The organism is [Pseudomonas] carboxydohydrogena, assembly GCF_029030725.1.
Lineage (GTDB): Bacteria > Pseudomonadota > Alphaproteobacteria > Rhizobiales > Xanthobacteraceae > Afipia > Afipia carboxydohydrogena.
The window spans coordinates 528,928-543,184 of record NZ_CP113162.1; the positions used below are offsets into that span (position 1 = coordinate 528,928).

General features: G+C 64.4%; 16 protein-coding genes and 1 pseudogene. 1 reads left to right on the forward strand and 16 read right to left on the reverse strand.

What is annotated here, in order from left to right; translation table 11 throughout:
- Positions 1-15: 15 nt before the first annotated feature.
- Positions 16-801 (reverse strand): ABC transporter ATP-binding protein, encoded by a 786-nt coding sequence (locus AFIC_RS02515; RefSeq protein ID WP_275247616.1) that lies wholly within the window; start codon positions 799-801, stop codon positions 16-18.
- Complete coding sequence (locus AFIC_RS02520; protein WP_275247617.1) at positions 798-1,805, reverse strand: FecCD family ABC transporter permease; 1,008 nt, start codon at positions 1,803-1,805, stop codon at positions 798-800. The genes AFIC_RS02515 and AFIC_RS02520 overlap by 4 nt, the downstream gene beginning before the upstream one ends.
- 92 nt (positions 1,806-1,897) lie before the next feature.
- Between AFIC_RS02520 and AFIC_RS02525 the strand changes: the two genes are divergently transcribed.
- Positions 1,898-2,740 (forward strand): ABC transporter substrate-binding protein, encoded by an 843-nt coding sequence (locus tag AFIC_RS02525; RefSeq protein WP_275247618.1) that lies wholly within the window; start codon positions 1,898-1,900, stop codon positions 2,738-2,740.
- A 4-nt stretch (positions 2,741-2,744) separates the two neighbouring features.
- Here AFIC_RS02525 and modC read toward each other — a convergent pair whose 3' ends face one another.
- The 14 genes and pseudogenes from modC to AFIC_RS02595 all read right to left on the reverse strand — a co-directional run bounded on the left by modC (position 2,745) and on the right by AFIC_RS02595 (position 14,059).
- On the reverse strand, positions 2,745-3,410 hold the full coding sequence (modC, locus tag AFIC_RS02530; protein WP_275247619.1) for a molybdenum ABC transporter ATP-binding protein: 666 nt from the start codon (positions 3,408-3,410) through the stop codon (positions 2,745-2,747).
- A 1-nt stretch (position 3,411) separates the two neighbouring features.
- Positions 3,412-4,107, reverse strand: a complete 696-nt coding sequence (modB, locus tag AFIC_RS02535; RefSeq protein ID WP_275247620.1) for a molybdate ABC transporter permease subunit — start codon at positions 4,105-4,107, stop codon at positions 3,412-3,414.
- Between the two features lie 18 nt (positions 4,108-4,125).
- Positions 4,126-4,938, reverse strand: coding sequence for a molybdate ABC transporter substrate-binding protein (modA, locus tag AFIC_RS02540; RefSeq protein WP_275247621.1), 813 nt, complete (start codon positions 4,936-4,938; stop codon positions 4,126-4,128).
- Between the two features lie 255 nt (positions 4,939-5,193).
- On the reverse strand, positions 5,194-5,697 hold the full coding sequence (locus tag AFIC_RS02545) for a hypothetical protein (protein WP_275247622.1): 504 nt from the start codon (positions 5,695-5,697) through the stop codon (positions 5,194-5,196).
- Entirely contained in the window at positions 5,697-5,906 is a 210-nt protein-coding gene (locus AFIC_RS02550; protein ID WP_275247623.1) for a TOBE domain-containing protein, read from the reverse strand. Before AFIC_RS02550 ends, AFIC_RS02545 begins: the two co-directional genes overlap by 1 nt.
- Positions 5,907-6,060: 154 nt before the next feature.
- On the reverse strand, positions 6,061-6,648 hold the full coding sequence (locus AFIC_RS02555; protein WP_275247624.1) for a rhodanese-like domain-containing protein: 588 nt from the start codon (positions 6,646-6,648) through the stop codon (positions 6,061-6,063).
- Between the two features lie 160 nt (positions 6,649-6,808).
- Positions 6,809-7,732 (reverse strand): penicillin-insensitive murein endopeptidase, encoded by a 924-nt coding sequence (gene mepA, locus AFIC_RS02560; RefSeq protein ID WP_275247625.1) that lies wholly within the window; start codon positions 7,730-7,732, stop codon positions 6,809-6,811.
- A gap of 137 nt (positions 7,733-7,869) precedes the next feature.
- Positions 7,870-8,052 (reverse strand): YegP family protein, encoded by a 183-nt coding sequence (locus AFIC_RS02565; protein ID WP_275247626.1) that lies wholly within the window; start codon positions 8,050-8,052, stop codon positions 7,870-7,872.
- A gap of 133 nt (positions 8,053-8,185) precedes the next feature.
- A complete protein-coding gene (gene lepA, locus AFIC_RS02570; protein ID WP_275247627.1) occupies positions 8,186-9,991 on the reverse strand; it encodes a translation elongation factor 4 in 1,806 nt (601 codons plus the stop codon).
- 103 nt (positions 9,992-10,094) lie between these two features.
- Positions 10,095-10,391: an HPr family phosphocarrier protein gene (locus tag AFIC_RS02575; RefSeq protein WP_275247628.1), complete on the reverse strand. Its 297-nt coding sequence runs from the start codon at positions 10,389-10,391 to the stop codon at positions 10,095-10,097.
- 3 nt (positions 10,392-10,394) lie between these two features.
- Positions 10,395-10,796, reverse strand: a complete 402-nt coding sequence (locus AFIC_RS02580; protein ID WP_275247629.1) for a PTS sugar transporter subunit IIA — start codon at positions 10,794-10,796, stop codon at positions 10,395-10,397.
- A gap of 210 nt (positions 10,797-11,006) precedes the next feature.
- Positions 11,007-11,451 (reverse strand): annotated as a pseudogene (locus AFIC_RS02585) (HPr kinase/phosphorylase).
- The gene (locus AFIC_RS02590) at positions 11,448-13,280 is read right to left on the reverse strand and encodes a sensor histidine kinase (RefSeq protein WP_275247630.1); all 1,833 of its coding nucleotides are present in this window, start codon (positions 13,278-13,280) and stop codon (positions 11,448-11,450) included. Before AFIC_RS02590 ends, AFIC_RS02585 begins: the two are co-directional and overlap by 4 nt.
- A gap of 74 nt (positions 13,281-13,354) precedes the next feature.
- Entirely contained in the window at positions 13,355-14,059 is a 705-nt protein-coding gene (locus AFIC_RS02595; protein WP_275247631.1) for a response regulator transcription factor, read from the reverse strand.
- Positions 14,060-14,257 lie beyond the last annotated feature (198 nt).

Here is a 14,257-nt window from a genome sequence, read left to right on the forward strand (position 1 = left end):
ACGCGATCCTGCGTCCTAGAGCGCGCGCGAGGGAATCAGCAGCGGCCCGTCCGGCGTCTCGATCCGGTGCACCGAAACATTGAAAATCCTGGCGATGCGCTCCGGCGTCAGCGCGGCCATCGGCGCGTCGTTGGCGGCGATGCGGCCCTCATCCATCAGCACCACCCGGTCGGCGAACCGCGCGGCCAGCGTCAGATCGTGAATGATCGCCAGCACCGCAGCGCCTTGACGGGCGATGTCGCGCAGCAACTCCATCACCACGAGCCGGTGGCGTTCATCCAGCGCGGCGATCGGCTCGTCGGCGATCAGCACGGAGGCTTGCGTCGCCAGCGCGCGCGCGAGCGCGACGCGGGCGCGTTCGCCCCCGGATAGCGTGGTGACGATACGGGAGGCGAGCGTGTCGGTCGTCGTCGCCTCCATCGCCGCCAGAATGGCGGCGCGGTCCTCGGAGGTGACTTGCGAAAACGGATCGGCGTGCGGCTCGCGGCCCAACGCCACGATATGTTCGACGCTCATTGGCCAGTGGAATTCGTGGCCCTGCGGCAGGTAAGCCAGCGCGCGGGCGCGTTGGCGTGCGTTCATGGCTGCGAGGGCGACGCCATCGAGGCTGACGGTGCCCTGCGCGGGAATAAGCCCTGCCATGGCGCGCGCCAGCGTGGTTTTCCCGGCGCCGTTCGGCCCCGCGAGAACGGTGAGTTCTCCGGCATTCAGAACGAGATTGGCATCGGCGACGATGGCGCGCGCGCCGCGATGGATGGTGAGGTTTTCCGCGCGCAGGCGCGGCGCGAGATCGGGCTTCATGCCGTCTCCTCCAGCACCTGACGCTCGCGGAAGATCATCGCGATGAAGAACGGCACGCCGATCAGCGCGGTGATGACGCCGATCTTGATCTCCAGGGGGCCGGGCACCAGCCGCACGATGATGTCGGCGGCAAGCAACAACGCCGCGCCCGCCAATGCGGACGGCAGCAGCGTGCGCGCGGGGTCCGAGCCGTAGAACCGCCGCACCAGATGCGGTGCGACGAGGCCGACGAAGGAAATCGCGCCCGCGACCGATACCGCCGCGCCGACGCCCATGGCGACGCCGATCACCACCCAGATCCGCACCCGCCCGACATTGATGCCGAGCGAGGCGGCGGCATCCTCGCCGAGCGTCAATGCGCGAAAGGCGCGCGCGTTTGCCGCGAGGATGATCCAGCTCGCGATCATGAACGGGGCCGCGATCCAGACATGGATCATGCTGCGGTCGCGCAGCGAGCCGAGCAGCCAGAACGCGATTTCCAGCGCAATGTAGGGATTGGGCGCGAGATTGAGCACCAGCGCGATGGCCGCGCCCGCGAAACTCGCCAATGCAAGGCCCGCGAGCAGCGTCATCGTCAGCGAGGCCCGTCGGCCCGCGATGGCGACCAGCGCGCCGACCGACAATAGCGCGCCGAAGATGCCGCCGAGCGGCACCGCGAGCGACACCGGGCTGACGAGGCCGAACGCCATCAGGCCCGCTGCGGCGGCCGCGGCGGCTTGCGGCGCGCCGAACAGCGACGGCTCGGCGAGCGGATTGCGCAGCAATCCTTGCAGGGATGCTCCCGCGATGCCAAATGTCGCGCCGATCAGGGCTGCGAGCAGCGTGCGCGGCAGCCGCACGTCGCGAACGATGATCGAGGCGACACCCTGGTCGGAGACCAGCGCCTTCGCCACGGTCTCGGCGCCGAAATGGGCCGGGCCCGTCATCAACGACGCCGCGAACAGCACTGTGACGAGCGCCGCGAGCAGAAGCGTCAGCAAATGTCCCGGTCGGTCGAGGGCCATCTCATTCCGGATGATTGAGCGCCGCAAGGCTGGCGCGAAGCGATGGCGTGGCATAACAGGATGCTTCGATCAAGAAAACGGCGATCAGGACAATGCCGCTCTGGAAGATGCCGATCTGGAAAGCGTTTTTGGGCGTATTCGTCCTTTTTCTGGGCGGCACGGCTGGCCGGGCGGAGCCGCCGAAGCGCGTGGTGTCCTTCAACCTGTGCGCCGACCAGTTGCTGCTGGCGCTGGCCGACCCTTCGCAGATCGCAGCCCTCTCGCCCTATGCCACCGACGGCACGCTGTCGGTGACGGCGAAGCAGGGTGCTTCGTTCCCAAAAATCGACTGGAATTCGGAATCGGTGGTCAATCTCGCGCCTGACCTCGTGCTGTCGGGATTCAGTGACCGGCCGACGCAGGCGATTCTGGCCGCGACGGGGCTGCGCGTGGTGCAGGTCGCGCTGGTGCGCAATCTGGACGAGGCGCGCGCGCAGGTGCGCGAGATCGCGACATTGCTCGGCCATCCCGAACGCGGCGAGGTGCTGGCCGGCAAACTGCAACGCGCCGAAGACGATCTCAAGGCCGTAGCGCTGCAACCGCCGCGCACCGCCATCGTCCTGCAACGGGAAGGCTACACCGAAGGTACCGAAAGCCTTGTCGCATCGATGCTGGCGACGGCCGGATTGAAGCCGCCGCCGAACGCGCGCGGCGGCATCGGCGGCTTCATGGACATGGAAACGCTGCTCACGGCGGGACCGGACATTCTGGTGTTGCAGGAGACGGCGAAGAACGCCAGCGATCAGGGCGCGCTGTTTCTCACCCATCCGGCGCTGCGCGCGCGCTACGACGAAACCAAACGTATCAGCCTGCCGTCGCGCTACACGCTGTGCGGCGGCCCGGCCTTGCTCGAAGGTCTCGGCGTGCTGAAGGATGAGCTGAAGAAGCTGCGTTAAAACTTCAAGCCGGCAGAATGTCCGGGCCGCCCTGCGCCACGATACGTCCGCGCCTGAGCATCACCACATGGCCCGCGAGACGGCGCGTCTCGTCGGGGTCGTGGCTGACATAGACCATCGGGATATTCTCTTCGTCGCGCAGCCGCTCGAAATAGGGCAGGATTTCCGCCTTGCGGTCCTGATCGAGCGAGCCGAGCGGCTCGTCCAGCAGCAGGAGACGCGGCTTCGCGAGCAGCGCGCGGCCGAGCGCGACGCGCTGGCGTTCGCCGCCGGAAAGCTGCCCCGGTCGCCGCGATTGCAGATGGCCGATGTCGAGCAGATCGAGGATGCGCTTCAGATGCGCGGCATCGGGCGGCAGCTTGTTCATGCGCCGGCCGTAATCGAGATTCTGCGCGACGTTGCGATGAGGAAACAGTCGCGCGTCCTGAAACACGTAGCCGATGCGGCGGCGATGGGGCGGCACATGCAGACCCCTCGCGGTGTCATCCACCGTTTCGCCGCCGATGGCGATCGTCCCGCGATCCGGCTTCGACAGGCCGGCGATCATGTTGATGATCGAGCTTTTGCCCGCGCCGGAAGGCCCGAACAGGCCGATGACGGGGCTGTCGCTCTGGAATGCGGCTTCGAGCTTCAATTCGCCGAGCTGCTTGGTGACGTCGACGCTCAGCATGTCATAGTCCATGCACGCGGCGCAGCGCGCGGCGCGCGAAGAATTCCGAGGCGATCAGCGCGCCCACGGCCATGACGGCGGAGATGATGACGAGCCGCAGCGCGGGCAAATCGCCGTCGGGCGTCTGGATCAGTGAATAGATTGCCGATGAAATGGTTTGCGTCTCGCCGGGGATGTTGGAGACGAAAGTGATGGTGGCGCCGAATTCGCCGAGCGCCTTGGCGAAGCCCAGAATCATGCCGGCGAGAATGCCGGGCAAAGCGAGCGGCAGCGTCACGGTGAGAAACACCTCCCAGGGAGCCGCCCCGAGCGTGCCCGCGGCCTGTTCGAGCTTGCGGTCGATCGCCTCGATCGACAGCCGCATCGGCCGCACCAGCAAGGGAAACGACATCACGCCGCAGGCGAGCGCGGCGCCGGTCCAGCGGAACGAAAACACGATGCCGAGATAGTGGTCGAGGAAGCCGCCGATGGGGCCTTTGCGCCCGAAGCTCAGCAGCAGCAGATAGCCGGTGACGACGGGCGGCAGCACCAGCGGCAGATGGATCACCGCGTCGAGCATCGCCTTGCCCCAGAAATCGCGGCGCGCCAGCAGCCACGCCACGGCGATGCCGATCGGCGTGGATACCAGCGTGGCGACGACGGCGACACGGAGCGAAAGCTCGATCGCCGTCCACTCTTCGGGAGAAATATCGAACACGGTCGTGGGCGATATCGCTTAGGTCGTCGGCTTGATCAGGTAGCTGAAGCCGTACTTCTCGAAGGTGGCTTTTGCCGCCGAGCTCTTCAGGAACGACAGATAGTCGGCGGTGCCGTCCTTGGCGGTGGCGGTCGCCGCCACCGGATAGATGATCGGGGGATGCGAATCCGCCGGGAAGGTGCCGACGATCTTCACGCCGGGATCGACCTTGGCGTCGGTGGAATAGACGATGCCGAGCACGGCCTCGCCGCGCGACACCAGCGCCAGAGCGGCGCGGACGTTTTCGGCCATCGCCATTTTCGGCTCGACGGCCTGCCATGCGCCGAGCTTCTCCAGCGCGGCCTTGGCGTATTTGCCGACCGGCACGGCCTTGACGTCGCCGGTGGTGACCTTGCCGTCACCGGCGAGCTTGGCCAGATCGAAGCCCTGCTTGATGTCGACGTGGTTGATCTTGGAATCCTTCGGCGCGATCAGGACGATGCTGTTGCCGAGCAGATCGACGCGGGTCGCCGGGTTCACGCTCTTGTTCTTGATGGCGTAGTCCATCCAGGCGGTGTCGGCCGAGATGAAGACGTCGGCGGGCGCGCCCTGTTCGAGCTGCTTGGCGAGCGCGGAGGAGGCCGCGTAGCTCGCGGTGACCTTGTTGCCGGACTTCGCGGCATAGGCGGCATCGACCTCATCGAGCGCGTTCTTCATCGATGCGGCGGCGAAATTGATGAAGGTCTTGGCCGAGGTTGCGGCGGCGGGCCTGGCATCCTGGGCGAAAGCCTGCGTGGCGAGCGGGGTGCTGACCAGCGCGGCGGCGAGGAAAATCCGGGAAAACAATTGCATGGAGCGCTCCATATCCTTCCGCCGAAAATCCGGACGGAGTCCTGGTGTCAGATGGGAATGTCGGAAAATTGGAAGCGCCGTTCCAAAGGCTTCGGCTGGCTTACGGCGAGCCAAAGCATCGTGCGGGGCGCACCATATCAGGCAGGGCGGGCGCGTAAAGGGTCGGTACCGCCGCAGTTTGCCGGTTGCAGAACCATGACAATGCTGTCGCCGGCCACAAGGCGGCTGATTAGGTGACGCGATGCGGTGACCCCCTCAATCGGAGGAGGGCACCACCGCGAGCCTGATCGCATCGGCTGCGACGCCGCTGATCTGCACGGTCGCGGCTCCGGCGGCGAGATTGAATTTCATGGTCCTGCGGATGCCATTGCAGCCGGTCACGCCGCTAACTTCCGTCGGCTTGAGATAGTTGCCGCCCTGAAGGATATCGATCCAGGCGGAGTCCGACACGCTGACGGTGTAGATACCGCCCGGAATCTGGCCGAGGCGCAGGTATCCGGCGAAGGTGCCCGGTTTTTGCGTCCGCTCGGAAGGTTTCGGCAATCCCGCGTCCGCCGCGGGATGCAACGACAGCGTCGCCGCGAAGGGCGGCAGCGTCGGGGCGTCCACGCCCGACTTGAGATTTGGCAAGTCGGACGTGGTCAGAAGCGCGCGCTCGCGTGTCACCGGCCATTTGAAATGCTCGCAGCCGGCAGGCTCGGCGGCGCAGGCGGGCGCAAGGCCCAGCATCAGGATGGCGACGGCGAGACGCTGGCGCATCAGTTCACCGCGATCATCACGTCGGAAGCCTTGATGACGGCGATGACGCTGTCGCCCTTCTTGATGCCGAGCTCGTCAACGGCTTCGTTGGTGATCGACGAGGTGACGATCTGGCCGCCGCCGACATCGACGCGGACATGGGACGTGGTCGCGCCCTTGGTGACTTCGACGACTTTTCCCTTGATCTGGTTTCGTGCACTGATGCGCATGTCTGTCTCCTTGCATCTGATGGCCCGCCACCCGGCGGGGGCGGGCGCGTGATCTGGGCAGGATCATAAATCCTGAAACCGCCGCGAAATGCGGCGTTGCGGCAGGATAGCAGACGGAAGAGGCGGTTCAAATCCTGAGCCGCCCCTGCGACCTTTAGTTCTCGACACGGTACATTTTTGCCTTGTCGAGCTTGTAGGACCACGCCATCCCGGCATTCTTCCAGCCGTTGACGGAGCGCTGTCCCGCGCGGGGCCCATCCGAGGCGAGATCGCCTTCGAAGCCTTCCACGACACTGTAGACGTTCTTGAATCCGGCCTCGCTCAGCAGGTTCGCCGACGCGGCGCTGCGGTCGCCGGAGCGGCAGATCAGCACGATCGGGCTGTCGCTGGTAAGTCCCTTCGCATTCAGGCGGCGGCGCACTTCGGGAATGAAATCCGGATTGGGCTCCAGCTTCAGCGTGTTCTTGGCCTGATCGAAGACCGGAATTTCGGGTTCGAGCATGTAAGGCACGTTCGCATCCGCCTGACTCGGCATGCCGAGAAAGACCACTTCGGACGGCGTGCGCACGTCGAGGAACAGGCTGTCCTTCGGATGTTTGGCGACGAAGTCGGCGGCTTCCGGCGCGGAGAGATATTTGCCGAGCCTGGTTTGTTTCTGCTTCGGCACCGACGCCGGATCGATGGCATACGACGCCGAGATCGTGAGCAGGAATGCAAGCAGGCCGAACAGGAATCGTTTCATGAAAGTCTCCCGGAAAACGAGTGAGGATGGTGTGAGCCGGGCGGGTGGGTCGCATGCGAGAGCACGTCTCGTTGCGCCGATCCTCGGGACACATTCCGGGAGGCTCAATAGTTTAGATTATACTAAATTAGCAATATCTGCAACAGCGCGGCGCCGGCATCTAGCGCGCGTCGAGAACAGTGCGGCATGCGGCGGGCAGATCCGCCAGAGTCAGAGGGGGCCTCGGTTTCGTCGGCACCTTCGGCGGCTTCGGATGCAACACCGCGTCGCTGAACCAGTAAGCGAGGTCGGGGCCGCTGCAATGTTCGTTGTGGTCCGGCGGCGTTTGCGGCTCGCATCCGGCACTTCCCGCGGGGCATTTGATGCGGATGTGGAAGTGATAATCGTGGCCGTACATCGGCCGGATTTTCGACAGCCAGTGCCGGTCGCCGGTCGCCTCGCGGCACAGCGCCTTCTTGATCGCGGCGTTGACGAAGATGCGCTCGACCTGCGGAGCTTCGGCGGCGGCGCGAATGACCTTGAGGTGTTCTGGCGTCCAGACGCGCGGGTCGATGTCGAGGCGATCCTTCCGCACCATCTGCACCGCCGACATGTTCTCGCGCTCCATGCGCGTGAGCGTGCGGTTCGGCATCGGCGTCAGCCAGATGTCGGCGTCGAGCCCGATCTGGTGGCTGGCGTGGCCGGTGAACATCGGCCCGCCGCGCGGCTGCGACATGTCGCCGACTAAGAGGCCCGGCCAGCCGAGCTTGTGAGCCTTCGCGGCGAGTTTTTCCAGAAACGCAATAAGCGCGGGATTGCCCCAGTTGCGGTTGCGCGACAGCCGCATCACCTGCCAGGTCGGCCCGTCGATCGGCAATTTCTGCGCGCCGGCGAGACAGCCCTTGGAGTAGAAGCCGATCGAACCGGGCGCGAGCTTCGCCGGTGCAAGTTCGCGCCCGAACAACTGCTTCGCCGCGAGGTGCGGATCGTTCGGATTGGCGAGTGGCGGCAGCGGCTTCGGATCGAGCGTGCCTCTATCCTGCGCAAGTGTTGCGGAAGACGAGAGGGCGAAGCCGAAAGCGAGAATCAGCCGCAGGGAGTTCATGCCGTCTTATAGCCTATTGCGTCACCTCAAACGAGGTATGTGACCTGTCCCGAAGCTCCCCCGGCATTGCGGCAAGAAAAATCCCCGGCACTGGCCGGGGATCGGAAATTGTTAAAATACTTTCAAACAGACAGAGTTTACTTGGTCTGATCCTCGATCGTGGCGCCGGGGGCGTGGGCCTTAATCGATTCGATAGCGCTCATCGCCGAGGCTTTTTGCTTGTAGCCTTGAGAGCCGAACATCTCTTCTCCGTTGGACGCACGAAAACGAAACCGGAATTCTCCAGCCTTGTCCGTATAGACCTCGAACTTGTAAGCCATTGTCATCTCCGTTGCTCAGGATGCGAACGGCAGGAAACGTCACGGGATCAAACAGCGAAGTCAAGTGTATCGTGTCGTTGCGGGTATGATGTGCAGGTCTCGACGGCATTTTTATTTTCGAGACATGCAGGGCTCAGCTATCAACCTTCAAAGCCGCGATGAAGGCTTCCTGCGGAATGTCGACCTTGCCGAACTGCCGCATCTTCTTCTTGCCTTCCTTCTGCTTCTCCAGAAGTTTGCGTTTGCGGGTGATGTCGCCGCCGTAGCATTTCGCGGTGACGTCCTTGCGCAGCGCGCGCACGGTTTCGCGCGCGATCACCTTGCCGCCGATCGCCGCCTGAATCGGGATCTGGAACATGTGCGGCGGGATCAGTTCCTTCATCTTCTCGACCATGGCGCGGCCGCGACCTTCGGCGCGCGAGCGGTGCACCAGCATGGAGAGCGCATCGACCGGCTCGTTGTTGACGAGGATCTGCATCTTCACGAGGTCGGCCGCCTTGTAGTCGGTGAGGTGGTAGTCGAACGAGGCGTAACCTTTTGATACGGATTTCAGCCGGTCGTAGAAATCGAACACCACTTCGTTGAGCGGCAGTTCGTATTTCGCCATCGCGCGGCTGCCGACGTAAGTCAGCTCCTTCTGCGTGCCGCGACGCTCCTGGCAGAGCTTGAGCACCGAGCCGAGATATTCGTCCGGCGTCATGATCGTGGCCTCGATCCACGGCTCCTCGATCTCGGCGATCTTCACCACGTCCGGCATGTCGATCGGATTGTGGATCTCGATCTCCTGACCGTCGGTGAGGTGCATCTTGTAAATGACGGACGGCGCGGTCGCGATCAGGTTGAGGTTGAACTCGCGGCTCAATCGTTCCTGAATGATTTCGAGATGCAACAGGCCGAGGAAGCCGCAGCGGAAGCCGAAGCCGAGTGCTGCGCTGGTCTCCATCTCGAACGAGAAGCTGGCGTCGTTGAGCCGCAGCTTGCCCATCGCCGCGCGCAGCGTCTCGAAATCGTCGGCATCGACCGGGAACAGGCCGCAGAACACCACCGGGATCGCCGGCTTGAAACCCGCCAGCATCTCGGTGACGGGCTTCCTGTCGTCGGTGATGGTGTCGCCAACTCTTGTATCGGCGACTTCCTTGATCGCGGCGGTGATGAAGCCGACTTCGCCGGGTCCGAGTTCATCGACATTGACCATCTTCGGCGTGAACACGCCGACACGCTCGATGTCGTAGGCGGCGCCCGTGCCCATCATGCGGATGCGGTCGCCCTTCTTCAGCACGCCATCGACGACGCGCACCAGCACGACGACGCCGAGATAGACGTCGTACCATGAGTCCACGAGCAGCGCCTTCAGCGTGGCCTCGCGGTCGCCCTGCGGCGGCGGCAGGCGGGTGACGATGGCTTCCAGCGCGTCAGGGATGCCGAGGCCGGTCTTGGCCGACACCATGATGGCGTCGGAGGCGTCGATGCCGATCACGTCCTCGATCTGCTGCTTGACCTGCTCGGGTTCGGCGGCAGGCAGATCGACCTTGTTGAGGACCGGCACGATCTCGAGATTGTTGTCGATGGCCTGATAGACGTTGGCGAGCGTCTGCGCCTCGACGCCCTGCGAGGCGTCGACCACCAGCAGCGCGCCTTCGCAGGCGGCGAGGCAGCGGCTGACCTCGTAGGCGAAGTCGACGTGGCCGGGCGTGTCCATCAGGTTGAAGACGTAGTCCTTGCCGTCCTTCGCCTTGTAGTGGAGGCGGACGGTCTGCGCCTTGATGGTGATGCCGCGCTCGCGCTCGATGTCCATCGAATCGAGCACCTGCTCCTTCATCTCGCGCTCGGCGAGGCCGCCCGTGGTCTGGATCAGGCGGTCGGCCAGCGTCGATTTGCCATGGTCGATATGGGCGACGATGGAGAAGTTGCGGATGTTGGAAATCTTGGTGGTTGTCATGCGCGCGGAGATAGCATTTGCGGGATTTTCCGGCAAAGGCCGAATGCCGCTTCGGGACAGAAATAAAGGGGTTTCGCGGGAGTCGGACGTGCGGCAGGCGGCGTTATTCTTCGTCGAACTTGTTCTCCACCAGCGTGGCGATGGCCTCGACCGCTTCCCTGGCCTCGCGGCCGGTGGCGGAAACCGTGATCGAGGTTCCGATGCCTGCCGACAGCATCATCAGGCCCATGATCGAGGTGCCGCCGACGCTCTCGCCGTTACGCGTCACCGTGATCTCGGCGTCGAACTTCTCCGCCATCTGCACGAACTTGGCGGACGCGCGCGCATGCAGGCCGCGCTTGTTGGTGATCGGGATTTCCCGGACGACGGCATCGGCCCGTGAGGTCTGCTCGTCCGCCATATTTTATTTTCCGGCCAGAACGCGGCTGGCGATGGTGACGTATTTGCGTCCGGCTTCCTGAGCGGCGGCGATCGCGTCGGGCAGCGACTTCTCCTCGCGCACCTTGGCGAGCTTCACCAGCATCGGCAGGTTGATGCCCGCGAGCACCTCGACCTTCGGGCGGCTCATGCAGGAGATCGCGAGGTTCGACGGCGTGCCGCCGAACATGTCGGTGAGGATGGCGACGCCTTCCCCGCTGTCGGCACGCTTGACGGCTTCGATAATATCGCTGCGACACAGATCGGCATCGTCTTCCGCGCCGATCGTGATCGTTTCGATTTGCTTTTGCGGACCCATGACATGCTCGAGCGCCGCCTTGAACTCGTCGGCAAGACGCCCGTGGGTCACCAGAACAAGACCAATCATCAAAGACTCCTCGCGGGTGCGTTATGGTGCACCGCACGAAAGGGCCACATGTTGACCATCCCGCGCCTGGGCGCAAGAGGGTCAATGGCATTGCCCCGCTGAAACCGCAGGAAGCCGTGCCGGCTAAACTGGAGGTTATAGTGGGATTTATATGGTTACCAAATCCCTTCCGGCAATCCGAAACAGCCTTACCGCCAGATGTCCGGAGGGTTAATTCGTGATCAGGAACCCGAGCACCAGCGGCAGCGGATTGTCTCCGGCGGCGACCGGAATCCGGGGCAATTCGACCCCTGAAATCAAGGTTTTGAGCCGCTCGGGCGGTGGCAGACGCGCAGCATCCGAGGCGGCCAGATCGACCACCAGCGCGACCTCTGCCTCGGCCGTAAAGTCGCAGCGGCGGATGCCGAGGCCGCGAATTTCGATCATGCCTTCAAGCTCCGGCACGGCGTGCGCGATGAGACGGCCGTCTCGCGTATCGAGACGCACGCGGTCGTCGCCGATCAGCAGCGTCTGCGCGATCGCGCCGGTGCGGCCCGCGAGAATAAGATCGAGCGCGAGGCGCGACTTGCCGGTGCCGGACGCGCCGCGAATGAGGATCGCCCGGTTCGCCGACACGAACGGCGGAGGCGTGAACGCTGGCGGGCGGCGGCGTCATGTCGCGGGCAGCCGCACCACGAAGCGCGCGCCGGCGACGCGCGCGTCGCCTTCGGCGTTGGAGGGACCGGCGCGGTTCTCGGCCCAGATCTTTCCGCCATGCGCCTCGATGATCTGTTTCGAGATCGACAGACCGAGACCGGAGTTCTGGCCGAAGCCCTGATGCGGCCGGTCGGTGTAGAAGCGCTCGAAGATTTTCTCGAACGCGCCGGGGCGAATGCCGGGGCCGTCATCGTCGATCACGATCTCGACCTGATCGCGGCGGCGGCGGCAGATGACGCGGACCTTGCTGCCGGGGTTCGAGAAGGACTGGGCGTTGGCGAGAAGATTGGCGATCACCTGGCCGAGGCGGGAATCGTGGCCGGGCACCGAGAAGGCATCGAACGCCGTGCCCTCGAAGCGGGTTTCGACCTTCACCTCGTGGCCCTGCTGGGTCTCGTTGGCGACGGCGGTCAGCGTTTCCAGCAGGCGCCGGATATCGACCGGCGCGGCATCCTGCCGCTGCAATTCGGCGTCGAGGCGGCTTGCGTCCGAGATGTCGGAGATCAGGCGGTCGAGGCGGCGCACGTCGTGCTCGATCACGGCGAGCAGGCGGCCGCGGCTGTCGTCGGATTTCGCCAGCGGCAGCGTCTCAACGGCCGAGCGCATCGAGGTCAGCGGATTTTTCAGCTCATGCGCGACGTCGGCGGCGAACCGCTCGATGTCGTCGATGCGTTTATATAATGCGCCGGTCATGTCGCGCAGCGCCTGCGACAGATGGCCGATCTCGTCGCTGCGCGAGGAGAAGTCGGGAATTTCGACGCGGGTCTTGATGCGCCGGCGCACGCGCTCGGCGCTGGCGGCGAGGCGGCGTACCGGGCCCGCGATGGTCGAGGCGAGCAGCAGCGACAGCGCGATCATCACCACGGCGGCGATGCCGAACACTTTCAGGATCGCGAGGCGTTCGGCGGTGACCATTTCATCGATGTCGTCGCCTTGCGTCGAGAGCATCAGCGCGCCGCGCACCGCGCGGAAGCGCTGCACCGGCACCGCGACCGAGACGATCACCTCGCCGCGGTCGTTGATCCGCACGCGGCTGGCGCTCTGGCCGTCGAGCGCCTGCTGCACCTCGCCGTAGCCGTTGCCGTTCTCGGGGCCCAGTTCGCGATACAGCGGCAGGTCGCCGCGATTGAGCCAGGTGCGGATCGCGATCACCGTGCGCTCCCACAGGCCGGGCTTGCTGTCGGACGGCGCGGGGAGTTCGAACCGCAGCACGTCGCCGCGCCCGTAAAGGCTGCGGCTGTCGAGCAGCAATACGCCGTCGCGGTCGTAGATGCGCGCGCGCGTTTTGGTCGGCGAGATCAGGCGGCGCAGCACCGGCGCGACGCGCTCGGGGTTGATCGGAAAATCCATGCCGGACAGGGTTTCGTCGTTCGGCCCGTAGCTCTCGCCGGTCTTGAGGTCGCCGAGGCGATCCGGATCGACGGTGATGGCGTTGGTCTCGACGGTGGCGGATGCCGCGATCGCGCCCGAGATGATCTCGGCCTGCACCAGAAGGCTCTGCGCGCGCGCGTCGATCAGGCCCGCGCGGAATTGCGACAGATAGAGAATGCCGACCACCAGCACGATCAGTCCCGCGAGATTGAGCGAGACGATGCGCCGCGTCAGGCTGGAGAACGTCAAAGCAAGGAAATAGCGGCTGGCGCGCTGGAACACGCTCAGCGGTTTGGCGCGAACCTCGGCGGGCGCGAAATCCTCAACGGTGTCGTCAGCCGCGAGGCCGGCCGGTTCAGCACCGCCGGAGGTCTTCGATTGATCTGATGGCGTGCGATCGAGCAATCGTAAACCCATTCGCCTGTCGTTGCGGCGGGCGCCTTGATGTCAGGAAGCCCGCCGTCAGCTTCGATTGCAAAGTGGACAGCCGCTCAGGCGGCTTCCTTGAAACGATAGCCTACGCCGTAAAGCGTTTCGATCATCTCAAAATCGTCGTCGACGACCTTGAACTTCTTGCGCAGGCGCTTGATGTGGCTGTCGATGGTGCGGTCGTCGACATAGACCTGATCGTCATAGGCGGCGTCCATCAGCGCGTTGCGGCTTTTCACGACGCCGGGGCGCTGGGCCAGTGCTTGCAAGATCAGGAATTCGGTGACCGTCAGCGTCACCGGCTCGTTCTTCCAGGTGCAGGTATGGCGCTCGGGGTCCATGCGCAGCATGCCGCGCTCCAGAGCCTTGGCGTCGAGTTCCTTCTGCTGGACGCTGGGGTCCTTCGGCACCGCGCGGCGCAGCACCGCCTTGACGCGCTCGACGAGGAGGCGCTGCGAGAACGGTTTGCGGATGAAATCGTCGGCGCCCATCTTGAGGCCGAACAATTCGTCGATTTCCTCGTCCTTGGAGGTGAGGAAGATCACCGGCAGGTCGGATTTCTGGCGCAGGCGGCGCAGCGTCTCCATGCCGTCCATGCGCGGCATCTTGATGTCGAGGATCGCCATGTCCGGAGGGCTGGTCTTGAAGCCGTCCAGCGCGGAAGCGCCGTCGGTGTAGGTCATGATGCGGTAGCCTTCGGCTTCCAGCGCGATCGAGACCGAGGTGAGGATGTTGCGATCGTCGTCAACGAGAGCGATTGTTGGCATGGTCTGGTTTCCGAGCGTTTTGATGCGTCTGGTTGAGACCCTGATGCCGAGCAAAATAAGGCAATCGGGATAATCCACGAGCAATGCAAGCTGGGCTGAAATGTGACCGGGTTCCCCAGCCCTGAGCAAATCAACCTGATTTCACTCATATAATGCGCCAAAACACGAAAAGAACCACCTTTTGCTCGGAAAAAGTCC